At 68.0% G+C, this 25,125-nt stretch carries 19 protein-coding genes, 1 pseudogene and 1 riboswitch; of the genes and pseudogenes, 12 read left to right on the forward strand and 8 right to left on the reverse strand.

Annotation, left to right across the window (positions count from 1 at the left end):
* Positions 1–86: 86 nt before the first annotated feature.
* Complete coding sequence (locus GVL12_RS04040) at positions 87–545, forward strand: PACE efflux transporter (protein WP_159911519.1); 459 nt, start codon at positions 87–89, stop codon at positions 543–545.
* Here GVL12_RS04040 and GVL12_RS04045 read toward each other — a convergent pair.
* Positions 518–1,420, reverse strand: a complete 903-nt coding sequence (locus tag GVL12_RS04045) for a MurR/RpiR family transcriptional regulator (RefSeq protein WP_159911375.1) — start codon at positions 1,418–1,420, stop codon at positions 518–520. The two genes, GVL12_RS04040 and GVL12_RS04045, sit on opposite strands and share 28 nt — an antisense overlap.
* A 95-nt stretch (positions 1,421–1,515) precedes the next feature.
* Between GVL12_RS04045 and iolC the strand changes: the two genes are divergently transcribed.
* The 4 genes from iolC (at position 1,516) to GVL12_RS04065 (ending at position 6,362) form a co-directional block, all read left to right on the forward strand.
* Positions 1,516–3,492, forward strand: a complete 1,977-nt coding sequence (gene iolC / locus GVL12_RS04050; protein WP_159911376.1) for a 5-dehydro-2-deoxygluconokinase — start codon at positions 1,516–1,518, stop codon at positions 3,490–3,492.
* Positions 3,489–4,292, forward strand: coding sequence for a 5-deoxy-glucuronate isomerase (gene iolB, locus GVL12_RS04055; protein ID WP_159911377.1), 804 nt, complete (start codon positions 3,489–3,491; stop codon positions 4,290–4,292). Before iolC ends, iolB begins: the two co-directional genes overlap by 4 nt.
* Before the next feature lie 62 nt (positions 4,293–4,354).
* A complete protein-coding gene (locus GVL12_RS04060; RefSeq protein WP_159911378.1) occupies positions 4,355–5,329 on the forward strand; it encodes a tripartite tricarboxylate transporter substrate binding protein in 975 nt (324 codons plus the stop codon).
* A gap of 37 nt (positions 5,330–5,366) precedes the next feature.
* Entirely contained in the window at positions 5,367–6,362 is a 996-nt protein-coding gene (locus tag GVL12_RS04065) for a tripartite tricarboxylate transporter substrate binding protein (protein WP_159911379.1), read from the forward strand.
* 182 nt (positions 6,363–6,544) lie between these two features.
* Here the strand turns inward: GVL12_RS04065 and GVL12_RS04070 are convergent, their stop codons facing one another.
* On the reverse strand, positions 6,545–7,504 hold the full coding sequence (locus tag GVL12_RS04070) for a LysR family transcriptional regulator (RefSeq protein ID WP_159911380.1): 960 nt from the start codon (positions 7,502–7,504) through the stop codon (positions 6,545–6,547).
* 111 nt (positions 7,505–7,615) lie between these two features.
* Between GVL12_RS04070 and GVL12_RS04075 the strand changes: the two genes are divergently transcribed.
* Together GVL12_RS04075 and metH are read left to right on the forward strand one after the other, a co-directional pair.
* Positions 7,616–9,139: a CoA-acylating methylmalonate-semialdehyde dehydrogenase gene (locus GVL12_RS04075; protein WP_159911381.1), complete on the forward strand. Its 1,524-nt coding sequence runs from the start codon at positions 7,616–7,618 to the stop codon at positions 9,137–9,139.
* A gap of 59 nt (positions 9,140–9,198) precedes the next feature.
* Positions 9,199–9,293, forward strand: a riboswitch (S-adenosyl-L-homocysteine riboswitch).
* A 42-nt stretch (positions 9,294–9,335) separates the two neighbouring features.
* Positions 9,336–12,059: pseudogene (gene metH / locus GVL12_RS04080) on the forward strand (methionine synthase); the annotation flags it as partial.
* A 105-nt stretch (positions 12,060–12,164) separates the two neighbouring features.
* Here the strand turns inward: metH and GVL12_RS04085 are convergent.
* A complete protein-coding gene (locus tag GVL12_RS04085; protein WP_159911383.1) occupies positions 12,165–13,130 on the reverse strand; it encodes a 2-hydroxyacid dehydrogenase in 966 nt (321 codons plus the stop codon).
* A gap of 192 nt (positions 13,131–13,322) precedes the next feature.
* On the opposite strand from GVL12_RS04085, the gene GVL12_RS04090 reads away from it, so the two are divergent.
* A complete protein-coding gene (locus GVL12_RS04090) occupies positions 13,323–14,279 on the forward strand; it encodes a YihY/virulence factor BrkB family protein (protein WP_200843489.1) in 957 nt (318 codons plus the stop codon).
* Positions 14,280–14,304: 25 nt separating this feature from the next.
* On the opposite strand, the gene GVL12_RS04095 is transcribed toward GVL12_RS04090, so the two are convergent.
* A complete protein-coding gene (locus GVL12_RS04095) occupies positions 14,305–15,078 on the reverse strand; it encodes a ferredoxin--NADP reductase (RefSeq protein ID WP_159911385.1) in 774 nt (257 codons plus the stop codon).
* A gap of 209 nt (positions 15,079–15,287) precedes the next feature.
* On the opposite strand from GVL12_RS04095, the gene GVL12_RS04100 reads away from it, so the two are divergent.
* From GVL12_RS04100 to GVL12_RS04115, 4 genes are all read left to right on the forward strand, one after another.
* Complete coding sequence (locus GVL12_RS04100; RefSeq protein WP_159911386.1) at positions 15,288–16,493, forward strand: ABC transporter substrate-binding protein; 1,206 nt, start codon at positions 15,288–15,290, stop codon at positions 16,491–16,493.
* 118 nt (positions 16,494–16,611) lie between these two features.
* The gene (locus GVL12_RS04105; RefSeq protein ID WP_159911387.1) at positions 16,612–18,507 is read left to right on the forward strand and encodes an ABC transporter permease; all 1,896 of its coding nucleotides are present in this window, start codon (positions 16,612–16,614) and stop codon (positions 18,505–18,507) included.
* The gene (locus GVL12_RS04110; RefSeq protein ID WP_159911388.1) at positions 18,504–19,268 is read left to right on the forward strand and encodes an ABC transporter ATP-binding protein; all 765 of its coding nucleotides are present in this window, start codon (positions 18,504–18,506) and stop codon (positions 19,266–19,268) included. Before GVL12_RS04105 ends, GVL12_RS04110 begins: the two co-directional genes overlap by 4 nt.
* Positions 19,269–19,312: 44 nt before the next feature.
* Positions 19,313–20,011: an ABC transporter ATP-binding protein gene (locus tag GVL12_RS04115; RefSeq protein WP_235033799.1), complete on the forward strand. Its 699-nt coding sequence runs from the start codon at positions 19,313–19,315 to the stop codon at positions 20,009–20,011.
* Positions 20,012–20,140: 129 nt separating this feature from the next.
* On the opposite strand, the gene GVL12_RS04120 is transcribed toward GVL12_RS04115, so the two are convergent.
* The 4 genes from GVL12_RS04120 to GVL12_RS04135 form a co-directional block, all read right to left on the reverse strand.
* Positions 20,141–21,358, reverse strand: a complete 1,218-nt coding sequence (locus GVL12_RS04120; RefSeq protein ID WP_159911390.1) for a YbfB/YjiJ family MFS transporter — start codon at positions 21,356–21,358, stop codon at positions 20,141–20,143.
* Positions 21,359–21,451: 93 nt separating this feature from the next.
* Positions 21,452–23,200 carry an acyl-CoA dehydrogenase family protein gene (locus tag GVL12_RS04125; RefSeq protein WP_159911391.1) on the reverse strand — a complete coding sequence of 583 codons (1,749 nt, stop codon included), beginning with the start codon at positions 23,198–23,200 and terminating at the stop codon, positions 21,452–21,454.
* Positions 23,201–23,274: 74 nt separating this feature from the next.
* Positions 23,275–24,276: a Bug family tripartite tricarboxylate transporter substrate binding protein gene (locus tag GVL12_RS04130; RefSeq protein WP_159911392.1), complete on the reverse strand. Its 1,002-nt coding sequence runs from the start codon at positions 24,274–24,276 to the stop codon at positions 23,275–23,277.
* A gap of 62 nt (positions 24,277–24,338) precedes the next feature.
* Entirely contained in the window at positions 24,339–25,124 is a 786-nt protein-coding gene (locus GVL12_RS04135; protein ID WP_159911393.1) for an SDR family NAD(P)-dependent oxidoreductase, read from the reverse strand.
* Between the last annotated feature and the right edge of the window lies 1 nt (position 25,125).

Below are 25,125 nucleotides of genomic sequence, written 5' to 3' on the forward strand. Positions count from 1 at the left end.
AAACTGAAAGATCCTGACTTTTATTATCAGTAAAAACCCTATAAATTCAGCCCATGTCTTTGAATATCTCTTCTCCGAAACGCCAGCTGCAGGGCCCCTGGCGGCGCGTCGTGTATGTCACCCTGTTTGAATTGTTTGCCATCGCCGCCACCTCCTACGGCCTCGCCGCCCTGACCGGCGAAAGCGCCGCGCACTCGAGCATCGTTGCGGTCATTACCTCGGCGATTGCGGTGGCCTGGAACGTGGTCTGGAACGGCCTGTTCGAGCGCTGGGAAGCGCGCCAGGCCCAGCGCGGGCGCGGCTTCGCGCGGCGCGTCGCGCATGCGCTGGGCATGGAAGGCGGCCTGGTGGTGATGCTGGTGCCGCTGTTTGCCTGGTGGTTCAAGGTCAGCCTGTGGCAGGCCTTCCTCATGGACCTGGGGCTGCTGCTGTTCTTTCTGGTCTATACGTTTGCCTTCAACTGGGCGTTTGACCGGGTGTTCGGTCTGCCGGCATCCGCCCAGTCGCAGCCCCTGCCTCAATCCGTGGCCACGGGCGCCTCGTAAGCCAGCTCCAGCTTGTAGGCCAATCCCAGAAACAACGACTGCGCGAGCGCCAGCGTGCTCGTCAGGGATCGGAAACCGAAGGTCGCGCCGTCCTGGGCGATCAGCACCACTTTGGCTTGCGCGGCCAGCGGGCTCAGCTGGCTGTCGGTGATGGCGATCAGCTGCGCGCCCCGGGCCACGGCGGCCTGGGCCATTTCCAGCGTTTCCTGCGCATAGGGCGCGAACGACACCGCCAGCATCACATCGCCGGGGCGCAGCGCGCGCAATTCGAGCTGCTGCATCGCGCCCAGGCCGTTGAGCCAGTGCACGGCCTTGCCCGTGTGCTGCAGCGCATAGGCGAGATAGGCGCCTACGGGGAACGCACGGCGCGAGGCCGCGAGCCAGATCGCGGGCGCCTGCACCATCAGATCCACGCCGGCTTCGAAGCGGTCGTCGGGCAGCTGGCGCTGCAGGGCCTGCAGGCTGTCGACGCTGCGCTCTATCACTTCGCGCGCCAGCTGGCCCACGGCCAGCGTCCGGGCACCGGGCACGATCAGGTCGCGGATGCGCTCCTGGTAGCCGCGGTTGGGCGCGAGCTGGCGCTCGGCGTCGGTGCGAAACAGCGCCTGCAGCTCGGAATAGCCGCTGAAGCCGAAGCGCTTGGCAAAGCGCACCACGGCCGAAGGCTGCACGCCGCAGGCTTCGGCCGTGGCCTGCACGCCGTCGAGCACCAGCCGGTCGCGGTGCATTTCCACATGGCGCGCAATGGCCTTGAGCTGGCGGCTCAGACCGTCGAACTGCGCCTGCACGGCCGTCAGAAAGGCCTGGGTATCCGCAAACCCCGCAGGGGATTGGGGCGGCAGCGGCGCTTCCTGTGGTGTCGTTCTATTTTTCATAAATTTAGAAAATATTTTCTATATCGGATTATCATTCGTTCGCGAAGATTATCCGGCGGGGCCTGCGCGCTGCCGATGTGACCAACAAGGAAACCATGAGCACGCTGCCTTTTCCCGCCGACCGCCCCTTTGACGTCGCCTGCCTCGGGCGCCTGGCCGTCGACCTCTATGCCCAGCAGATCGGCTGCAGCCTCGAGGCGGCGAGCAGCTTTTCCAAGTACCTCGGCGGCTCGTCCGCGAACATCGCCTTCGGCACGGCCCGCCTGGGAATGCGCTCGGCAATGATCTCGCGCGTGGGCAACGAGCAAAACGGCCGCTTCCTGTGCGCCACGCTGCAGCGCGAAGGCTGCGACGTGAGCCAGGTGCAGGTCGATGCCGAGCGCCTCACGGCCATGGTGCTGCTGGGCATCAAGGACCAGGATACGTTCCCGCTGCTGTTTGCGCGCGAGAACTGCGCCGATATGGCGCTCAGCGCAGACGACATCCACGAGGACTTTCTCGCCCAGTGTCGCAGCCTGGTGATCACCGGCACCCACCTGAGCACGCCCGGCGTGCTGGCCGCAAGCCGCAAGGCGCTGGAGATCGGCGGGCGCCACGGTGTGGTGCGCGTGCTCGACATCGACTACCGCCCCGTGCTGTGGGGCCTGACGGGCAAGGGCGACGGCGAGACCCGCTACATAGTCAACGACCAGGTCAGCGCCCACCTGCAGCAGCAGCTGGGCCTGTTCGAGCTGATCATAGGCACCGAAGAGGAATGGATGATTGCCGGCGGCGCCGAAGGCGACCTGATGGCCAGCCTGCGGCGCGCGCGCGAATGCACGGCTGCAGTGTTTGTCGTCAAGCGCGGCCCGCTGGGCTGCTCGATCATCGATGGCGCGATTCCCGTGGCCATCGACGATGCGCTGACGGTGCTCGGCGAACGCATCGAAGTGCTCAACGTGCTGGGCGCGGGCGACGCGTTCGCCTCGGGCCTGCTCGCCGGGCTGCTGCGCGGCAAGTCGTTTGCGCAGGCCGCGGCCATGGCCAATGCCTGCGGCGCGATCGTGGTCTCGCGCCACGGCTGTGCGCCCGCCATGCCCACGCCCGCAGAACTTGCGCACTGGTTCTCGGGCCGGCGCCATGTGCGTCCCGACCAGGACCCGCAGCTCGCCCACCTGCACCGCGTGACGGCTGCGCGCCCGGCCTGGCCCGAGCTGTGCGTTCTCGCCTATGACCACCGCTCGCAGTTCGAGGACCTGGCCGACCAGGCCGGCGCCGAGCGCGCGCGCCTGCCGCAGCTCAAGCGCCTGATCAACCGCGTGGTCGAGGATGTCGAGAACGACCCGGGCTGCAAGGGCCGCATGGGCGTGCTGATCGACGGCCGCATAGGCGAAGCCGCGCTGCACGACGCCACCGGCCGCGGCTGGTGGGTGGGCCGGCCCATAGAGCGCCCGGGCTCGCGCCCGCTGCGTTTCGACGGCACGCATTCGCTGGCCTCGCAGTTGCAGCACTGGCCGCGTGAGCAGACCGTCAAATGCCTGGTGTTCTACCACCCGCAAGACGCGGCCGCGCTGCGCGCCGAGCAGGAAGAGTGGCTGCAGCAGGTCTGGGAAGCGACGCGTGCCAGCGGCCATGAACTGCTGCTCGAAGTGATTCCGCCCAAGGAGCAGATCGCGCCCGGCGACAGCGGCGAATGCGTGGTGCAGACCATAGAACGCTTCTACGACCTGGGCTTCAAGCCCGAGTGGTGGAAAGTCGGCGCGATGTCGCGCGCCCAGTGGCTGGCGCTCGAGGCGCTGGTGCAGGAGCGCGACCCGCATTGCCGCGGCGCAGTGATCCTGGGCCTGTCGCAGCCCGTGGACCAGCTGATCGCCGCGTTCGCCCAGGCACCCGCATCGCTGGTCAAGGGTTTCATGATCGGGCGCAGCGTCTGGGCGGCGCCGGCGCTGGCCTGGCTGCGCGGCGAGATCGACGACGCCAGTCTGCATGCCCAGGTCGCGGCCAACTTCCGCGCGCTGATCGCGGGCTGGCGCGCCAGCCGCGCTCCGGCCGGTGTTGAACAAGGCGCGCTGCGCGCAGGAGCTAGCGTATGAGTCTGCTCGTCAAGGCCCAGCCGGGCCGCATCGTCACCGACATCACGCCCGCGTCGGCGGGCTGGCGCCACATCAGCTTCAAGGTGCTGCGCCTGCAGGCGGGCGAGGAAGAAGCGCTGCAGACCGGCGCGCTCGAGCTGTGCCTCACGGTGCTCGCGGGCAGCGTCGACGTGCGCGTCGGCTCCGTGCTGTACAGCGCTCTCGGCAACCGCGCGTCGGTGTTCGAGGAACGCGCGCCCGCGGCGCTGTATGTGCCGCCGGGCCGCGGCGTGCATATCAGCGCGTCGGCCGAGGCCGAAGTCGCGCTGAGCCTCGCGCCCGCCAGGGGCCTGCTGCCCGAGCGCGTGATCGCGCCCGGACAGATGAAGCGCAGCGTGCGCGGCAAGGGCAGCAATACGCGCTTTGTCTGCGACATCCTGCCCGAGTCCGAGCCCGCCGAAAGCCTGCTCGTGGTCGAAGTGATCACGCCCGCGGGCAACTCGTCGAGCTACCCGCCGCACAAGCACGACAGCACCGATCCGGCCCAGCCCAATGCCGAGACCGTGCTCGAGGAAACCTACTACCACCAGATCGATCCGCAGCAGGGCTTCGCGTTCCAGCGCGTCTACACCGACGACCGCTCGCTGGACGAAACCATGGCCGTCGAGCACCGCGACACGGTGATGGTGCCGCGCGGCTACCACCCCTGCGTCGCGCCGCACGGCTACGACCTCTACTACCTCAACACCATGGCCGGACCGGAGCGCCGCTGGGCTTTCCGCAACGATCCGGCGCATGAATGGATGTTGGCGGCGGCGTAAGCCGCAGCCTTGTGAAAGCGCCCCGGCATGGGGCAAAAAATCAAAAAACCAGGAGACAAGACATGCAGAAACGGCAATTCATTGCAGCCATCGGCGCGGCCCTGATGACCACGGGCCTGGCGCAGGCACAGACGGCCTTTCCGGCGCAGCAGCCCGTCAAATGGGTCGTGCCCTATGCCCCGGGCGGCACCACCGACGTGATCGCGCGCAACCTCGCGATCGGCATGTCCAAGGAGCTGGGCCAGACCGTGGTGGTGGAGAACAAGCCGGGCGCGGCGACCATCATCGGCGCGACGCAGATCGTGCGCTCGGCGCCCGACGGCTACACCGTGGGCACGGCCGATTCGGGCACGCTGGCGTTCAATCCGGCGATGTACCGCAGCCTGAGCTACGACGCGCAAAAGGACTTCAGCTTCATCGGCGGCCTGGGCCGCATGCCGCTGGTGCTGGCCGTGCACCCGGACTTTCCGGCGAAGAACATGCGCGAGTTCCTGGCCCACGTGCGCAGCCAGCCGGGCCAGGTGACTTCGGGCTCGTCGGGCCCGGGCTCGCCATTGCACGTTGCGCTGGAACTGTTCAAGCAGCGCACCGGCAGCAACATGCTGCATGTGCCCTACAAGGGCTCGGCGCCCGCGCTGCAGGACCTGATGGCCGGCCAGGTGCAGACCATGTTCGTCGATCTGCCGCCCAGCCTGTCGATGATCAAGGCCGGCAAGCTGCGCGTGCTGGCCGTGGCCACGCCCGAGCGCCTGGCCATCCTGCCCGATGTGCCGACCATGGCCGAGGCCGGCGTGCCCGGCTTCGAGGCCTATGCCTGGCAGGGCTTCGTCGGCCCGGCCAGGATGCCCGCGGCCGTGGTGCAGCGGCTCAACAAGGACCTGGGCGCGGCCCTGGCCCAGCCCGCATTGCGCGCCAAGTTCGAGGAAATCGGCATCCAGCCTATGGCCATGACGCCAGGCGAGTTCGGTGACTACGTGCGCAGCGAGCAAAAGCTCTGGAGCGAAGTCATCCGCTCCGCCAGGATTCAATTGGACTGAAGCTGCCTGCAGCGCGAGAAAAACGAGGAAAGAGACCATGACATATTCCATGCACCGCCGCGCCTTTGGCCGCCAACTGGCCGCTGTGGCGGCCGCCGCTTCCACGCTGCCGGCCTGGGCGCAGACCGGCGCCTCGCCGGCAGGCGCCTACCCCCAGCGCCCGGTGGAGCTGATCGTGCCGTTTGCCGCGGGCGGCGGCACCGATGTGCTCGCCCGCGCCATGGCCGAGACCATGCGCCGGCATTTCCCGCAGAACCTGATCGTGATGAACCGCGCGGGCGCCAGCGGCGCCGTGGGCTGGTCCGAACTCGCAGCCGCCAGGCCCGACGGCTACAAGCTCGCGATCATCACCGTCGAGATGACCATGATTCCGCACATGGGCCTGACCAGGATCACGTCCGACGACGTGCAGCCCATCGCGCGCCTGAACGCCGACCCGGCAACCATCGCCGTGCGCGCCGACTCGCCGTTCAAGACGCTGGAGGACTTTCTCGCCGCGGCGAGGAAGGACGTCGGCGGTGTGCGCATCGGCAATGCGGGCCCGGGCTCGCTGGGCCACCTGGCTGCGGCCGCGCTCGAAGACAAGGTCGGCGTGCAGTTCAACCATCTGCCCTACCGGGGCGCGAACCCCGCCGTGCTCGATCTGCTCGGCGGCCATATCGAGGCCGTGGCGGTGACACCGGTCGAAGTCGCGACCTATGTGGCCGCGGGCAAGGTCCGGGCGCTGGCGATCATGGGCGACAAGCGCATCCAGGCCGGCTGGGAGCAAGTGCCCACGCTCCAGGAGCGGGGCATCGACCTGGTGATCGGCGGCTGGCGCGGCCTCGCGGCACCGAAGAACACGCCGCCCGAAATCATCCAGCAACTGCGCACCGTCATGGCGCGCACACTGCAGGAGCCCGATCTGCGCGCGACCATGGCCAAGCAGAACATGGGCGAGGGCTATCTCGACCAGCCGGCATTCCTCGAAGTGATTGCGCGGGATAACGCGACGTTCAAGCAGTTGGTGAACAAGCTGGGGATTAAAGCCTGATCACGGCCTGCGTCCTGTCCAGCCCGGGGTCCGAGAGGATGCCGGGCTGTTTTTTTTGAGGACAGGTCGTTCATGGTTCGACAAGCTCACCACGAACGGTTTGTACCCGTTCGGGCTGAGCTTGTCGAAGCCCCGGTATGACGAAAACGCTGTCACTTGTCAGCGTCCACTCTAAGCCTGGCTCACCCCCGCCCTTCCGGCGCAAACCCCTTTGCAAACACCTCCCGCACCCACTCCACAAACACCGCCACCGCGCGCGGCACATGGGCGGAATACGGGCGCATGGCGTAGATCGTCGGGCTGAACGCGCCCATGGGGCGCCACTGCGGCAGCACCTGCACCAGCTGGCCCGCGGCCAGCGCGGCCTGGGCGCTGAAGTCGGGCACCAGCGCAATGCCCAGGCCGGCAATTGCCGCGTCGCGCAGCGCCTCGCTGTTGTTGGCGACCAGCGGGCCGCTCACGGGCACGGTGGCGCGCGCGCCGCCGCCGCGGCCCAGGCGCTGCAGGGTCCAGGCCGCGGCTTCGTGGCCGCGCGGGTAGTGCAGGCAGCGGTGCTGGCGCAGGTCGTCGGGCGCGGCCGGTGCGCTCCCGTGGTGCTCGAGATAGGCCTGGCTCGCGACCAGTACCGAATGGGTGGTGCACAGCGCCCAGGCCACATGGTTGTCGGGCGGCGTGCTGGTGTGGCGTATGGCCAGGTCCAGGCCCTCCTGCGACAGCGGGCGCAACTGGTCGGACAGATCGAGCTCGAGCTGGATGTCGGGGTACTGGTCGAGAAATTCGGGCAGGCGCGGCACCAGGTGCTGGCGTGCGAGCGCCACGGGCGCCGTGACGCGCAGGCTGCCGCGCGGCGCGTCGGCCAGGTCGCGCACCTGCGCGAAGCTGCCCGCGATGCGCGCGAAGGCGTCGCGCGTGTCCTGCACCAGATGCCGGCCGGCATCGGTCAGCAGCATGGAGCGCGTGGTGCGCCGCACCAGCGGCACGCCGGCCGCGCGCTCCAGGCCGGCGATGTGCTGGCTTACCGCGGCCTTGCTCACGCCCAGGCGCGCGGCGGCGGCCGTGAAGCTGCCCTGCTGCTCGAGCACCACCAGCCAGTAGAGGTGCGACCAGAGCTGTTCGGTTTTCAGTGCATCGTTGGAATTCATGCCACCATTGTTCACCAATTTAAACAATCAATTCACGCCACGGGACTGGGCAGCGCGCCGGTGCCTGCCTACACTTTGCCCATCGCTTACCGACGACCCAAGGACTTTTCCATGAACGCAGCCATCTCGACGGCCTCCATCGCCCACTTCATCCACGGCCAGCGCGTGGCCGGCAGCAGCCTGCGCACGCAGCCCGTGACCAACCCCGCGACCGGTGCCGTGACCGGCGCCGTGGCGCTGGCCAACCGCGCCGATGTCGATGCCGCCGTGGCCTCGGCCGCCGCCGCGTTTCCCGCCTGGGCCGACACGCCGCCGATTCGCCGGGCACGCGTGATGTTCAAGTTCCTCGAGCTGGTCAACCAGCACAAGGACGAACTCGCGCATGCGATCACCGCCGAGCACGGCAAGGTGTTCACCGACGCCCAGGGCGAAGTCGCGCGCGGCATCGACATCATCGAGTTCGCCTGCGGCATTCCGCAGTTGCTCAAGGGCGACTTCACCGAACAGGTGTCGACCGGCATGGACAACTGGACGCTGCGCCAGCCGCTGGGCGTGGTCGCCGGCATCACGCCGTTCAACTTCCCGGTGATGGTGCCGATGTGGATGTTCCCGGTGGCGATTGCCGCGGGCAATACCTTCGTGCTCAAGCCCAGCCCCACCGACCCGACGGCCTCGCTGCTGATGGCCGAGCTGCTGAAGAAAGCCGGCCTGCCCGACGGCGTGTTCAACGTGGTCCAGGGCGACAAGGAAGCCGTCGACGCGCTGATCGAGCACCCCGATGTCAAGGCCGTGAGCTTTGTCGGCTCGACGCCGATTGCCAACTACATCTACGAGACCGGCGCCCGCCTGGGCAAGCGCGTGCAGGCGCTGGGCGGCGCGAAGAACCACATGGTGGTGATGCCCGATGCCGACATCGACCAGGTGGTCGATGCGCTGATCGGCGCGGGCTACGGCTCGGCCGGCGAGCGCTGCATGGCAATCAGCGTCGCGGTGCTGGTCGGCGACGTGGCCGACAAGGTCGTCGCCAAGCTGGTCGAGCGCACGAAGACGCTCAAGGTGCTCGACGGCGAGAACCTGGCGGCCGAAATGGGCCCCATCGTGACGCAGGCCGCGCGCGCGCGCATCGAAGGCTACATTGCATTGGGTGAGCAGGAAGGCGCGCAGCTGCTGGTCGACGGCCGCGGCTTCGACGGCGCCCAGGCGGGTGCGGGCTGCGACAACGGCTTCTGGCTGGGCGGCACGCTGTTCGACCATGTGACGCCCGAAATGCGCATCTACAAGGAAGAGATCTTCGGCCCGGTGCTGGCCTGCGTGCGCGTGCCTGATTTCGTGCAGGCGGTGGACCTGGTCAACGCCCATGAGTTCGGCAACGGCGTGGCCTGTTTCACGCGCGACGGCAACGTGGCGCGCGAGTTCGGCCGCCGCATCCAGGTCGGCATGGTCGGCATCAACGTGCCGATTCCCGTGCCCATGGCCTGGCAGGGTTTCGGCGGCTGGAAGAAGAGCCTGTTCGGCGACATGCATGCCTACGGCGAGGAAGGCGTGCGCTTCTACACCAAGCAAAAGAGCATCATGCAGCGCTGGCCCGAGAGCATTGGCAAGGGCGCGGAATTCGTGATGCCTACGGCAAAGTAAGCCTGCGCGCAGGGCCGGCGGCTGCAAGGAGTTGGTTGGCCCGCTAAAATCCCGGGCTAACCCCCAAGGAGCGTTGCAGCGGCGGGTTCGGCACGATGGCCGGACCGCTCGTCAGGCTTGGGGTTTCTGTCTCCCGCAACGACGCTCACCTGTTGGCCCTTGTTTTGTGCAGGTGAGTTGTATGTCGTCTGAAGTTTCCATTCCTCCGATGCGTCTGTCGGGCCTCGAGCCCGTGTTTGTCGGCGAGGACACGCTGTTCGTCAACATTGGCGAGCGCACCAATGTCACGGGCTCCAAGGCCTTTGCGCGCCTGATCCTCAACGGCCAGTTCGAGGATGCGCTGGCCGTCGCGCGCCAGCAGGTCGAAAACGGCGCCCAGGTGATCGACGTCAACATGGACGAAGCCATGCTCGACAGCGAAGCCGCGATGGTGCGCTTCCTGAACCTGATTGCGTCCGAGCCCGATATCGCCCGCGTGCCCATCATGGTCGACTCGTCGAAGTGGGCGGTGATCGAGGCCGGACTGCGCTGCATCCAGGGCAAGGGCATCGTCAACTCGATCTCGATGAAGGAAGGCCTGGAGCCGTTCAAGCACCAGGCCAAGCTGGTCAAGCGCTATGGCGCGGCCGCCGTTGTCATGGCGTTCGACGAAAAGGGCCAGGCCGACACGTTTGCGCGCAAGATCGAAATCTGCGAGCGCGCCTACCGCATCCTGGTCGATGAAGTCGGCTTCCCGCCCGAAGACATCATTTTCGATCCCAACATCTTTGCCGTCGCGACCGGCATCGAAGAGCACAACAACTACGCGGTCGACTTCATCGAGGCCGTGCGCTGGATCAAGCAGAACCTGCCCGGCGCCAAGGTCTCGGGCGGGGTGTCGAACGTGTCGTTCTCGTTTCGCGGCAACGACCCGGTGCGCGAAGCCATCCATACCGTGTTCCTGTACCACGCCATCCAGGCGGGCATGGACATGGGCATCGTCAACGCCGGCATGGTCGGCGTCTATGACGACATCGAGCCTGTCTTGCGCGAGCGCGTCGAGGACGTGGTGCTCAACCGCCGCGCCGACGCCGGCGAGCGCCTGGTGGAGATCGCCGAAACCGCGCGCAGCGGCGCCAAGGACGAGAGCAAGCGCCTCGAATGGCGCGGCACGCCCGAGCACCCCGTGACCGTCGCCCAGCGCCTGGCGCATGCGCTGGTGCATGGCATCACCGACTTCATCACCGAAGACACCGAAGAGGCCTACCAGGAAGTGCTGGCGCGCGGCGGCCGGCCGCTGCACGTGATCGAAGGCCCGCTGATGGCCGGCATGAACGTCGTCGGTGACCTGTTCGGCGCGGGCAAGATGTTCCTGCCCCAGGTGGTCAAGTCGGCGCGCGTGATGAAGCAGGCCGTGGCCCACCTCGTGCCCTACATCGAGGAAGAGAAGCGCCAGCAGCAGGCCGCGGGCCAGGACGTGCGCTCCAAGGGCAAGATCGTGATCGCCACCGTCAAGGGCGACGTGCACGACATCGGCAAGAACATCGTCACCGTGGTCCTGCAGTGCAACAACTTCGAAGTGGTCAACATGGGCGTGATGGTGCCCTGCCACGAAATCCTGGCCAAGGCCAAGGAAGAGGGCGCGGACATCATCGGCCTGTCGGGCCTGATCACGCCCAGCCTGGAAGAGATGCAGTACGTGGCCGGCGAAATGCAGAAGGACGAATACTTCCGCAGCCGCCAGATGCCGCTGCTGATCGGCGGCGCCACCTGCTCGCGCGTGCACACGGCCGTGAAGATCGCGCCCAAGTACGACGGCCCGGTGATCTACGTGCCCGACGCCTCGCGCAGCGTGGGCGTGGCGCAGAGCCTGCTGGGCGAGGGCCTGCAGGAGTATCTGCAGACGCTCGAGGCCGACTACGACAAGGTGCGCCTGCAGCATGCCAACCGCAAGCAGGTGCCGATGTGGCCGCTGGCCAAGGTGCGCGCGAATGCCGCGCAGGTCGATTTCACGCGCGTGCCCCCTGCGCCGCGCGCGCTGGGCCGGCGCGTGTTCAAGAACTTCGATCTCAACGAGATCGCGCGCTTCATCGACTGGGGCCCGTTCTTCCAGACCTGGGACCTGGCCGGCCCGTATCCTGCGATTCTCGACGACGAGATCGTCGGCGAGGAAGCGCGCAAGGTCATGGCCGACGGCCAGGCCATGCTGCAGAGGATCATCAGCGGGCGCTGGCTTTCGGCCAATGGCGTGATCGGCCTGTACCCGGCCAACAGCGTAGGCGACGACATCGAGTTCTACACCGACGACAGCCGCACGGAAGTGCTGCTGACCTGGTATGGCATGCGCCAGCAGACCGAGAAGCAGGCCGTCGAAGGCGTGATGCGCCCCAGCCGCTGCCTGTCGGACTTCGTCGCGCCCAAGGACAGCGGCATCAAGGATTACGCCGGCCTGTTCGCCGTCACCGCGGGCCTGGGCATGGAGAAGAAGGAGCAGGAGTTCATCGATCAGCTCGACGACTACTCGGGCATCCTGTTCAAGTCATTGGCCGACCGCCTGGCCGAAGCCTTTGCCGAATGCCTGCACCAGCGCGTGCGCACCGACCTCTGGGGCTATGCGCCCGATGAACAGCTGAGCAATGCCGAGCTGATCAAGGAAAAGTACCTGGGCATACGCCCCGCGCCCGGCTACCCGGCCTGCCCCGACCACAGCGCGAAGATCGCGCTGTTCGAGACGCTGCAGTGCCCGGACATCGGCATGACGCTGACCGAGAGCCTGGCGATGATGCCGGCGTCCAGCGTCAGCGGCTTCTACCTCGGACACCCCGACGCGGCCTACTTCAACGTCGGCCAGATCGGTGACGACCAGCTGATCGACATGGCCAAGCGCCGCAGCATGGACGAGGCGGAACTGCGGAGTCTGCTGGCGCCCAATCTGGCTTGAGGGCGGCCGTTCATGGTTTGACGCGGCCGGCCAGGCAAGCTCACCACGAACGGGTTTTGCCGTTCGCCCTTAAACGCCATTCGGCAGGCTCAGGGCGACCGGCATTTACTTGATCGCTGCCGACCAAGGCACTTCCGCCTTGGGCCTGCCCGTCGCAAAGAACGCGTGCAGATTCTCCAGCACCAGATCGCCCATGGCGCGGCGCGTCTCGTGCGTGCCGCTGGCCATGTGCGGCGCGAGCACCACGTTGTCCAGCGTCAGCAGCGCGGGCAGCGGGCGGGGCTCGTCCTCGAATACATCCAGGCCTGCGCCCGCAATGCGGCCCTGCTGCAGGGCCTGCACCAGCGCGGCTTCATCGACCACGCTGCCGCGCGCGACATTGACCAGAAAGCCCTGCGGGCCCAGCGCGTCCAGCACTTGGGCGTTGACCAGATGGCGCGTGCCCGCGCCGCCCGCGGCGACCACCACGAGGTAGTCTGACCACTCGGCCAGGGCCAGCAGCGAGTCCTTGTAGGCATGGGGCGAGCCTTCGACGGGGCGGCGGTTGTGGTAGCCGACTTCCATGTCGAAGCCCGAGGCGCGGCGCGCGATGGTCGAGCCTATGCGGCCCATGCCGAAGATGCCCAGGCGCTTGCCCGCGGCCCGGGTCTGCAGGGCGAAACGGCCCTTGGTCCATTCGCCGCGGCGCACAAAGCGGTCGGCCGCGCTGACGCCGCGCGAGATGTCGAGCAGCAGCGCGAAGGCCAGGTCGGCCACGCAATCATTGAGCACATCGGGCGTGTAGCCCACGCGCACTTTCTGCGCCACCAGCGCGGCTTCGTCCAGTGCGTCATAGCCCACGCCGAAGCTGCTCACGACCTGCAGATTGGGCAGCGCGCGCACCAGTTCGGCCTTGGCGCCCGTGCCGGCGCCCGTGACCAGGCCGACGAACTCGGCGCCATGCGCGGCGAGAAAGCCCGCGCGGTCGGTCTCTAGGTCGAGGCGGTGGATATCGAACTGTTCGGCGAGATCGCGGTCAAGCGCGGCCAAGGGCATGGCGCCGTTTTGCAGCAGGCGGGGAGGACGGGACATAAGGCAATTCTTTCGGTGCGCAATGAAACATCGGTGGTCATATGACCTGCACACATTCTCGCTGCGTTTGCGCCCCGCCTGCGCCTGCCGCCAATGTCAGGTTTCTTCGCAGCTTTGGGCGCAAGCGCGCGTGGATGTGCATTTTGGATAGCGCGATTGCGCTTCATGGGTCAAGATAAGCCCATGCCACCCATGCTTGACTCCCTCCTGCGTCGCGCGCGTGTCATCGTGCGCCCCATCCAACCGCTGATCGATGCGTTCCAGCTCTGGCTGGGCGCCGACGGTCTGCGCATGAGCGCGGCGATGTCGTTCTACGGCATCCTGAGCCTGGCGCCGCTGCTGCTGCTGCTCGTGGGCCTGCTCGGCTGGTGGGTGGACCGCGCCTATGTCGAGACCAATCTGCTGAGCCAGGTGCAGGCCGTGATCGGCGAGCGCGGTGCCCAGGTCGTGCAGGCGGCGCTCGCGAGTGCGCAAAAGCCCTCCGAAGGCACGCTGGCCTCGCTGGCCGGTTTCGTGCTGCTGCTGTCGGGCGCGACCGGTGTCTTCGTCGAGCTGCAGTCGGCCCTCGAGAAGCTCTGGCAGATGGGAATGAAGGAGCTGCCCGCGCCCAAGGCCGCGTGGTGGCGCATGGCGACATTGCGCCTGCGCGGGCTGGCCTATGTGCTGGCGCTGGGCTTTTTGCTGATGGTCTCGATGGTGCTGTCCACCGCCGTGCACATGCTCACGACCTGGGCCGGGAGCCGGTTGCCGATCGTGCCGCTCGCGCCGCTGATCGGGGTGATCAACGAAGGCGTGGCGTTCGCCGTCGCGGTCGCGCTGTTCGTCGGACTGATGCGCATAGGCACCGGCCCCAAGCCGCCGCTGCGCTTTTTGCTGTTCGGCGCCGTCGTCGGCGCGACGCTGTTCACGCTGGGCAAGCAGGGCCTGGCCTGGTACCTGTCGACGGCCGCCGTGGTCTCGGCCTATGGCGCGGCCGGATCCATCGTCGTGCTGCTGATGTGGATCTACTTTTCCTCGGCCATCCTGCTGTTCGCCGCGGCCACGGCCAAGGCGGTCTGCGATGCGCGCACCAAGGAGGCCGGCCGGCTGGGCCGGGTCGCGCAGCAACCCGGCAGCCAGCTGCCCGGGCATGCGGGTGAAAACATCTGAGCGCGCTGCGCTCAGATGATCCCGCTTACTTTTCGACGAATGCGCGTTCGACGACGAAGTCGCCGGGCGTCGTGGTATTGCCTTCCTTGAAGCCGCGCGCCTCGAGCATGTGCTTGAGGTCGGTGAGCATCGCGGGGCTGCCGCACAGCATCACCCGGTCGGTCTCGGGGTTGAGTTCGGGCAGGCCGATGTCGGCCGCGAACTTGCCGCTTTCGATCAGGCTGGTGATGCGGCCCTGGTTGCGGAAGGGCTCGCGCGTGACCGTGGGGTAGTAGATCAGCTTGTCGCGCACGATGTCGCCGAGGAACTCGTGCGCGTTGAGGTCTTGTTCGAACAGCTGCTGGTAGGCGAGTTCCTCGACCTGGCGCACGCCGTGCACCACCACGGCCTTCTCGAACTTCTCATAGGTCTCGGGGTCGCGCGCCACGGCGAGCCAGGGCGCGAGGCCGGTGCCGGTGCCGATCATGTACAGGTTCTTGCCCGGCAGCAGGTAGTCGATCAGCAGCGTGCCCGTGGGCTTCTTGCCGACGATGATGGTGTCGCCGACCTGGATGTGCTGCAGCTTGGAGGTCAGCGGGCCGTTGTCCACCTTGATCGACAGGAATTCGAGGTGTTCCTCGTAATTCGGGCTGGCGATCGAATAGGCACGCAGCAGGTTCTTGCCGTCCACCTTCAGGCCGATCATCGTGAAATGGCCGTTGGAGAACCGCAGCGACATGTCGCGCGTGGTGGTGAAGGAAAAAAGGCGGTCGGTCCAGTGATGGACGGACAGCACGCGTTCTTCGTTAAAGGCACTCATGGCGTGAAATGGGTGAAGTCGTAAAGCAGGAACCCGGCGGGTGACAGGTCAGAAGCTGGCTGGAGCTGGCTGGCGAAAACACGGCGCACGGTGGCGGGGCGTTCGCGGGGCGGGCATCTGTCAAGCGGGCAAACCTGGGCATTGTCGGGCAAATAGGGATGTAAGGGTACATTTCATTCCCAGTCCGTATTCAAACCTAAGGAAATCGCATGACAAGGCAAGCGTGGACGGTGGCAGCGGTGCTGGCTCTGGCAGTGGGTCAGGCAGGCGCGCAAGGCGTGATCAAGATCGGCGAAATCAACAGCTACAAGGCCATGCCGGCCTTTCTCGAGCCCTACAAGAAGGGCATGGAGCTGGCCGTCGAGCAGATCAACGCCGCAGGCGGCATCGCAGGCAAGAAGCTCGAACTCGTGACCCGCGACGACAACGGCAACCCCGGCGACGCGGTGCGCGCGGCCGAGGAGCTCTATGCGCGCGAGAAGATCGACGTGCTCACCGGCAGCTTCCTGTCGCATGTGGGCCTGGCACTCACAGACTACGCGCAGCAGAAGAAGCGCTTCTTCCTGGCCTCCGAAACCCTCACCGACAAGGTGGTCTGGGCCCAGGGCAACCGCTACACCTACCGCCTGCGCGGCTCGACCTACATGCAGGTCGCGATGCTGGTGCCCGAAGCCGCCAAGCTCAGGAAAAAGCGCTGGGCCATCGTCTATCCCAACTACGAATACGGCCAGTCGGCGGTGGCGACGTTCAAGAAGCTGCTCAAGCAAGCCCAGCCCGATGTCGAGTTCGTCGCCGAGCAGGCGCCGGCCCTGGGCAAGATCGACGCCGGCAGCGTGGTGCAGGCGCTGGCCGATGCCAGGCCCGACGCGATCTTCAACGTGCTGTTCTCGGCCGACCTGGGCAAGTTCGTGCGCGAAGGCAATACGCGCGGCCTGTTCAAGGGCCGCGAAGTCGTGGGCCTGCTGACCGGCGAGCCCGAGTACCTCGAGCCTTTGAGAAAGGAAGCGCCGCTGGGCTGGATCGTGACCGGCTACCCCTGGTATGCGATCAACACGCCCGCGCACCAGGCCTTCCTCAAGGCCTACCAGGCCAGGTACAAGGAGCACCCGCGCCTGGGCACCATCGTCGGCTATGGCGCGATCAAGTCGCTGGAAGCCGGCCTGCGCAAGACCGGCGGCAGCGCCGACACCGAAAAGCTGATTGCCGCGTTCAAGGGCCTGGAAGTCGAGATTCCGTTCGGCCGCATCACCTACCGGCCCGAGGACAACCAGTCGACCATGGGCGCCTATGTGGGCAGGACCGCCTACGACGAGCGCCTGCAGCATGGCGTGATGGTCGATTTCCACTATGCCGATGGCAAGGACTACCAGCCATCGAATGAGGCCGTGCGCAGAATGCGCCCGGTCACCCCCTGAGCGGCTGTCGCCGCATCCCCCTCTCTCGCTTCGCGGGAGGGGGACGGCAGCCTCGCTGCGGGGCGGCCCTTGCTCGCTGCCTCCATGCTGGGCCACGCCCGTTTCATGGAGCAGCGCAATGAGCCTGTCCGGACTGCTGGTGCAACTGCTCAATGGCCTGGCCAGCGCGTCGTCGCTGTTCCTGGTCTCGGTCGGGCTGTCGCTGATCTTCGGCGTCACGCGCACCATCAACTTCGCGCACGGCTCGTTCTACATGCTGGGCCTCTACGTCGCTTATTCGCTGGTCGGCCTGCTGGGCGAGCACATCGGCTTCTGGCCCGCGCTGCTGCTCGCGCCGCTGGTCACGGCGGCGCTGGGCGCGCTGGTCGAGATCGTGCTGCTGCGGCGCATCTACAAGGCGCCCGAACTATTCCAACTGCTGGCGACCTTTGCGCTGGTGCTGGTGATCAAGGACGCCGCGCTGTGGCTCTGGGGGCCTGAAGAGCTGTTCGGCCCGCGCGCGCCGGGGCTCGAAGGCGCGGTCGATATCTTGGGCCGGCAGTTTCCGGTCTATGACCTGCTGCTGATCGCCGTCGGGCCCGTGGTGCTGGGCCTGCTCACGCTGCTGCTCACGCGCACGCGCTGGGGCACGCTGGTGCGCGCGGCCACGCAGGATCGCGAAATGGTTGGCGCCTTGGGCGTCAACCAGGCCTGGCTGTTCACCGCGGTGTTCGCGCTGGGCACGCTGCTTGCGGGCCTGGGCGGCGCGCTGCAGCTGCCGCGCGAGCCCGCCCACCTCGACATGGACCTGCTGACCATAGGCGCGGCCTTTGTCGTGGTGGTGGTCGGCGGCATGGGCTCCATCCCGGGCGCGTTTGTTGCGGCGCTGTTGATTGCCGAACTCAAGGCCATCTGCATCTGGCTGGGCCTGGTGGAAATCGGCGGGGTGGAAATTTCGTTCTCCAAGTTGACGCTGGTCGTCGAATTCATCGTCATGGCCGTGGTGCTGGTCTGGCGGCCCTGGGGGCTGATGGGCCGGCCGCAGGCCACGGCGCGCGCGCTGGGCGAGGCCGAAGCGCCGCTTACGCCTGCAGGCGCGCGCGGCCAGGCCGCGACCTGGGCCGGGCTGGCGCTGCTGGCCGCACTGCCGTTGCTCGCGGGCGAAAGCAGCTACGCGCTGGTGCTGCTGACCGACATCTTCATCATGGCGCTGTTTGCCGCAAGCCTGCATGCGCTGCTCGGGCCCGGCGGCATGCATTCGTTTGGCCATGCGGCCTACTTCGGCCTGGGCGCGTACGCGGCGGCCTTGCTGGTGCGCAGCAGTGGCCTGCCCATGGAAGCCGCGCTGCTGCTCGCCCCGTTGTGCGCGGCCTGCGTAGCCTTGTTGTTCGGCTGGTTTTGCGTGCGGCTGTCGGGCGTGTACCTGACCATGCTCACGCTGGCGTTCGCGCAGATCACCTGGGCGATCTGCTTCCAGTGGGACGCGGTCACGGGCGGCAGCAACGGCCTCACGGGCGTGTGGCCCAGCGAATGGGCAGCGCAGGGCGCGGCCTACTACTGGCTCACGCTGGCCGTGGTGGCGGCTGCCGTCTGGCTGCTGCGGCGCATGCTGTTCGCGCCGCTGGGCTACGCCTTGCGCGCGGCGCGCGACTCGGCGCTGCGCGCCGAAGCGATCGGCATCGATGTGCGGCGCGTGCAGTGGGCCGGCTTTGTCATCGCCGGGCTCTGGGCCGGGCTTGCGGGCGCGCTGTTCGTGTTTTCCAAGGGCAGCATTTCACCCGACAGCCTGTCGGTCACCAAGTCCGTCGATGCGCTGGTGATGGTGCTGCTCGGCGGCGTGCAGACGCTGGCCGGGCCGCTGGTGGGCGCGGGCGTGTTCACCTGGCTGCACGACACCATTGCACGCCAGACCGATTACTGGCGCGCGCTGCTGGGCGGCGTCATGCTGGTGCTGGTGCTGATCTTCCCGCAGGGCATTGCGGGCTTCGCGCAGCAGTTGCAAAGGCTTTTCGCTCGCCGGGAGGGCCGTGCATGAGCCTGCTCGAAGTACGCGGCCTGGGCAAGGCATTTGGCGGCGTCAAGGCCGTCGACGGCGTGGGCTTCTCGCTGGAAAAAGGCGAGCTGCTGGCGCTGATCGGGCCCAACGGCGCGGGCAAGTCGACGACCTTCAATCTGGTCGGCGGCCAGCTTGCGCCCGACAGCGGCTCGGTGCGGCTTGCGGGCCACGATATCGCGGGCCTGTCGCCGCGCGCCATCTGGCGCCGCGGCGTGGGGCGCACATTCCAGATTGCCGCGACTTTCGCTTCGCTGAGCGTGGTCGAGAACGTGCAGATGGCGCTGCTGTCGGCCGACCACAAGGTCTTCGCGTCCTGGCGTCGCGCGGCCGGCCACCGGCGCGACGATGCGCTGGCGCTGCTCGAACGCGTGGGCATGGGGCGCCAGGCAGACCGCCCCTGCAGCGCGCTGGCCTACGGCGACGTCAAGCGCGTGGAACTGGCGATGGCGCTGGCCCATGCGCCGCAGCTGCTGCTGATGGACGAGCCCACGGCCGGCATGGCGCCGGCCGAGCGGCTGGCGCTGATGGCGCTCACGCGGGCGCTGGCCAAGGAGCGTGAGATGGGCGTGCTGTTCACCGAGCACAGCATGGACGTGGTGTTCGGCCAGGCCGACCGCGTGCTGGTGCTGGTGCGCGGCCAGCTGCTGGCCGAAGGCCGGCCCGAAGTGATACAGCGCGATCCGCGCGTGCAGCAGGCCTATCTGGGCCATGGGCAGATTCTGGGAAAGCGCAGAACATGAACCATCCGCGACCATCGTCGGCACCATTGCTTGAAGTCCGTGGTATGAATGGCTGGTATGGCGCGGCGCAGATCCTGCGCGATATCGCGCTGAACGTGGGGCCCGGCGAAGTCGTCGCGCTGATGGGCCGCAACGGCGCGGGCAAGTCGACCACGCTCAAGGCGATTGCCGGGCTGCTGGCGCGCAGCAGCGGCGAGGTGCGCTGCATGGGCCAGCGCATCGCAGGCTGGCCGGCGTATCGCATCGCGCGCCTGGGCCTGGGCTATGTGCCTGAAGACCGGCGCATCTTCACCGATCTCACGGTGCGCGAGAACCTCGAAGTCGGCCGCCAGGCGCCGCGCCACTGGCCCGACGGCCGCGCCGCGCCGCACTGGACGCCCGAGCGGCTGTTCACGCTGTTTCCCAATCTCGGCGAAATGCCCGATCGCCTGGGCGGGCGCATGAGCGGCGGCGAGCAGCAGATGCTTTCCGTGGCGCGCACGCTCATGGGCCAGCCGCTGCTGGTGCTGCTCGACGAGCCGTCCGAAGGCGTGGCGCCGCTGATCGTCGAGCAGATGGCGCAGACCATTCTCGCGCTCAAGGACCAGGGAATAGGCATTCTGCTGTCCGAGCAGAACCTGCCGTTTTGCGAAGCCGTTGCCGACCGCGCCTATGTGCTGGAAAAAGGCCAGATCCGCTACGCCAGCAGCATGACCGAACTCCAGGACAACCTGGCCGTGCGCCAGGCCTATCTGGGCATTTGAGTCGCTCAAGAGTGGCTAAGACAAGCCAGCAAATCGCAGATTTGCGGTTGAAGCTAGGCGCGTTGCCGCAGACAGTGCGAATAGCACGGCAAGGCAGCGCAACGACGCTTCAAGGCTTGTATTAGCCACTCAACGCCGGCCGCTGGCCCAGGCCAGCAGCGTGCCCAGCGCGAGCAGTGCTGCGGCCAGCGCGAACAGCGGCTGGTACAGATGCGACTGCGCGTAGAGCCAGGCCATGCCCGTGCCCGACAGCGCCTGCGCCGTGGCGAACACCGCCGTGGCATAGCCCCACACGCGCTTGTGCGCCAGCGGCCCGACGAGCTGCAGCAGCCGCCCTGAAGTCAGCGCCGCAATGCCCGGCGACAGCGCGCCGACCAGGAACGATGACAAGCCGTAGGCCACGAGCTGCAGCGTGGGCGCGGGCCCGTACAGCAGCCAGGGCAGGGCCACGGGAATGCACACCGCCGCGGTCTTGAGCGCCATGCCGCCGACCACGGCGCGGTGCCAGTCCCAGCGCGCGGCGCAGGCGGCCGTGACGATGGGCCCTAGCAGTGCGCCCAGGCCGAACAGCCCCCATTGCAGCGCGCCAAAGGCCGTGCCCAGTTCACGTTCACGCGCCAGATAGTCGACCCAGAAAACGGTATGCGGCACAAAGCCCGCGGCATCGCAGGCATAGGCAGCCATGAGCCACAGCACGGGCAGCAGCCAGAGCCGGCCTGTGGTGTCAGGGGGCAGGGCGGCGGGCGGCGCAGCGGGCTGCTGGCGTGCGAGCAGCGCCGCGGCCGCGGGAATCTGCCGGCTGCTGCGCCAGCCCCACAAGCCGCACAGCGCGGAGACGAGTGCCAGCGCCGCCCAGGTCCAGGGCAGGTCCAGGCGCGCGAGCGCCGGCACCAGCGTCGCCGATAGCAATGCCCCGACGCCCACGCCCGCGAACAGCACCGGGCCCAGCACCGCGCGCCGCGCCACGGGCAGCGCCGCCATCGCCGCCGATGGGCCGACCACCATCAGCACCGCGGCGGCCATGCCGCCCAGACAGCGCCAGGCGAAGAACGTGACAAACGGCTGGGGCAGGGCCGACAGCGCAAAGCTCAGCGTCACGGCCGCGAAGCTGCCCAGCAGCACGCGCGGCACGCTCCAGCGTTCGGTGAGCCGGTGGGCGACCAGCGCGCCGACCAGGTAGCCGAGCAGCGTCGCCGCGCCCAGGTAGGCGGCCTGGTCGGCGCTGAACCAATGCGCCTGCACCAGCGCCGGCATCAGCGCGGTAAAGGCCATGCGGCTCAGGCCTACGCCGCACAGGGTGGCCAGCAGGCCGGTGAGCAACAGGGGAAGTTCGTGGCGGTGAATCAAGGCGCGGTCCTGGGCGGCATGGCGCCGCCGACAGGAGCTTGCGCGCTGCCGGCCCGTCTGGCAAGCCGTGGCTGTCGCCTGCGTGCGACGCCCTCAGTGTTCGCTCTGTCGAAGGGCCGCTTTGGGCATTTGCCGGCGCACGAGATCGATGCGCAGGTCCAGCTGCGGCAGCACGCGCGTGCGCAGCGCCTGCAGCGGCTGCTGCCAGCGCGCGGCGTCGGCGCCGGGCGTGCGCGCGATGCGGCTCCAGGCCCAGCCCAGCAGCAGCAGGGCCAGGGCCTGCAGGTAGTCGTCGGCGACCGCATAGGGAAGTTGCGCGTCGGCTTGAGCGGCGTCGATCACCTCGGCCGTGAGCACGTCGAATTCGGCCATCGCGGCGCGCAATTGCGCATCGAACGCCAGCTTGGGGTCGAGTTCGGCGTGCAGCGAGCGCAGCAGCTGCGCCAGCCCCAGGCCCTGGTCCGGCAGCACCTTGCGCACCAGCAGGTCGATGGCCTGGATCTCGTTGCTGCCTTCGTAGATCATCGCCACGCGCGCGTCGCGCACATGCTGCTCCACACCCCACTCGCGCACATAGCCGTGGCCGCCGAACACCTGCAGGCAGTCGCTGGCGCCTTCGAAGCCCTGGCGTGTCCAGGCGGCCTTGAGCACCGGCGTGACCAGGCTGCACCAGCGCTGGGCCTGGGCGCGCTGCGCGGCATCGGGGTGTTCGTGCGCGGCGTCTAGCAGCAGCGCCGTGCGGTAGGCGAGCACGCGGCCGCCGTCTATCCAGCAGCGCTGCACATCGAGAATGCGGCGCATCGCCGGGTGCTCGATCAGCAGGTCGGCGCGGTCGCTGTCGCCGCGGCTCGCGGGGCGCGCTCCGGGCGCGCGCATCTGGCGGCGCTCATGCGCATAGGCATGGGCTTTTTGCCAGGCGGCGTCCAGCAGCCCCATGCCCTGGCCCGCGACCATCAGCCGCGCGGCGTTCATCATCAGGAACATCGCGGCCAGGCCCGCGCCCCGTTCGCCGACGAGCCAGCCGGTCGCGTCGTCGAAACGCATCTGGCAGGTGGCGCTGCCGTGCAGGCCCATTTTTTCCTCTATGCGCTCGCAGTGCACGGCGTTGCGCGTGCCGCCCGGCAGCCGCTTGGGCACGAGGAACAGCGACAGGCCCTTGGGGCCGGGCGCGGCGCCGGGCAGGCGCGCGAGCACCAGGTGCAGGATGTTGTCGCTGAGGTCGTGCTCGGCGTTGGACGCGAAGATCTTGCTGCCGCGTATGCGGTGTTCGTCGGGAATGGCGCCCGCATCGTCCACGGGCTGTGCCAGCGTCTGCACCAGCCCCAGGTCGCTGCCGGCCTGGGCTTCCGTGAGGCACATCGTGGGCAGCCATTCGCCCGACGCCAGCGGCGCGAGGTACTGCGCCTGCAGCGCGGCGCTGCCATGCTGCTTGAGGCATTCGTAGGCGCCATGGATCAGGCCCGGCGCCATGGTCCAGGCGTGATTGGCCGCGTGCAGCCATTCGTAGAGCACGATCTCGAGCAGCCGCGGCAGGCCCTGGCCGCCGTCCTCGGGCGCGGCCGCGAGCGCAGGCCAGCCGGCCTGCCAGAACGCGCGATAGGCATCGGCAAAGCCCGGCGGTGTGGTGACTTCGCCTTGCGCCCAGCGGCAGCCGACGGCATCGCCGCTGGCGTTGAGCGGCGCGACGACTTTGCCGGCGAACTGCGCGGCCGCGTCGAGGATCTGCGCCATCAATGGGGCGTCGGTCTCGGCCTGGCCGGGCAGCGTCTGCAGAAATGCCGGGGCTTGCAGCACATCGAAGACCAGGAAGGCGATGTCGTCGGGGCGGGGCTGGTAATGCATGCGAGAAAACAAAAAGCGCGCTGCGGGCGCAGCGCGGGTGGCAGGGGAAAGAAGGGTCCGCGGGGCGCGGACCCTCAGGAGTCGGCGGTGAAGCCTATGCGCTTGATGATCGGGCCCCAGTGCGCGTGTTCGGCCTTCTGCCAGCGCTCCATTTCGGCCTGGCTCGTGCCGTGGGGAATCAGGCCCATGATGGCCAGGCTGTCGGTCACGCTTTTTTCCTTGAGCGCGGCATTGATCGCGGCGTTGGCCTGGGCCAGCACCTTGGCCGGCGTCTTGACGGGCGCGTAGAAGCCGAACCATTCCTCGGTCGTGAGTTCGGGAAAGCCGGCTTCGGCGAACGTAGGCACTTCGGGCAGCGAGGGAAAGCGCTGCGGGCCCGAGGTGGCGAGAATGCGCATCTTGCCGGCCTTGTAGTTGGCCAGGAAGTCGCCGCAGGGCGAAAACGCCGAGGCGATCTGCCCGGCCACGGTATCGGTGACAGCCGGCACCGTGCCGCGGTAGGGCACATGCTTCAACTCGACGCCGCTGCTGATGCCCAGCAGCGCGCCCAGGAAGTGCGGTGTCGAGCCCGCGCCCGGCGAGCCGTAGTTGGCGAGATCAGGGTGGGCCTTGGCCCAGGCGAGGTAGTCCTTGACGGTCTTGACGCTGGCCGGAACCATGGGGCCCACGGCCAGGCCGTGGTGCATGATCGCGCCTATCGACACCGGCGCGAAGTCCTGCGCCGTGTAGTTCATCTTGCTGTAGATGTGCGGGTAGTTGGCGATCGCCGAGACCTGCGCGAGCGCCAGCACCGAGCCGTCTGCAGTGGCGGTCTTGAGCGTCTCGAGCGCAATGCGCCCGCCCGCGCCGGGCTTGTTCTCGACGATGCCGGCGTGGCGCGAATAGGCCGTGCCGGCGAGCTTTTCACCGACGCGGCGCGCGACGTTGTCGCCCGCGCTGCCGGCGGGAAAGCCGTAGTAGATCTTGACCTGCTCGACGGTATGCGCCTGCGTCTGCGCTTGCGCCGCCAGCGGGTGCAGCGCGGCCAGCGCCGCGCCGGCGCCGAGGGTGTGGATGAAGTCGCGTCGTGTCGTCATTTTTGTCTCCATTGTGGTTGTCGTTGACCGGCGGGAACGGGGGCCGGCGGGGCTGGCGCAGCTCAGCGCGGCGCCATGCGCAGCGCGCCGTCGAGCCGTATGACTTCGCCGTTGAGGTGGCCGTTGGTCACGACCTGGCTGGCCAGCTGGGCGAACTCTTCGGGCTTGCCCAGGCGCTGCGGAAACGGAATGCTTGCGGCCAGCGTCTGCTGCACACTTTCGGGCAGCTCCTGCATCAGCGGTGTGGCGAACAGGCCGGGCGCGATGGTGCACACGCGTATGCCGTGCTGGGCGAGATCGCGCGCCATGGGCAGCGTCATGCCCACCAGCCCGCCCTTGGACGCGCTGTAGGCCTGCTGGCCCACCTGGCCGTCGAACGCCGCGACCGAGGCCGTGAACAGCATCACGCCGCGCTCGCCGCCTTCCAGCGGCGCGAGCTGGGCGCAGGCCGCGGCAAACAGCCGGCTGACGTTGTAGGCGCCGATCAGGTTGACCTGGACCACGCGCGTGAAGTCCTCGAGCGGCGCGGCGCTGCCGTCGCGCTGCACGATGCGCTTGGCGCTGCCTATGCCCGCGACGTTCATCAGAATGCGTGCGTCGCCGAGGCCGGCCTGGGCCCGGGCCAGCGCGGCCGTGACGCTTGCGGTGTCGGTGATGTCGCATTCGCAGGCCAGCGCGCGGCCCGGGCCATGCTCGGCGTTGAGGGCTGCGGCGACGCGTTCGGCCTGCTCCAGATTGCGGTCGAGAATCGCGACCTTGGCGCCCAGGCGCGCGAGTTCACGCGCCGTGGCTTCGCCCAGGCCCGAAGCGGCGCCGGTGACGAGTGCGGTATGTCCTTGGATCTGCATG

The sequence above is a fragment of the Pantoea sp. 18069 genome, assembly GCF_902706035.1.
Lineage (GTDB): Bacteria > Pseudomonadota > Gammaproteobacteria > Burkholderiales > Burkholderiaceae_C > Comamonas.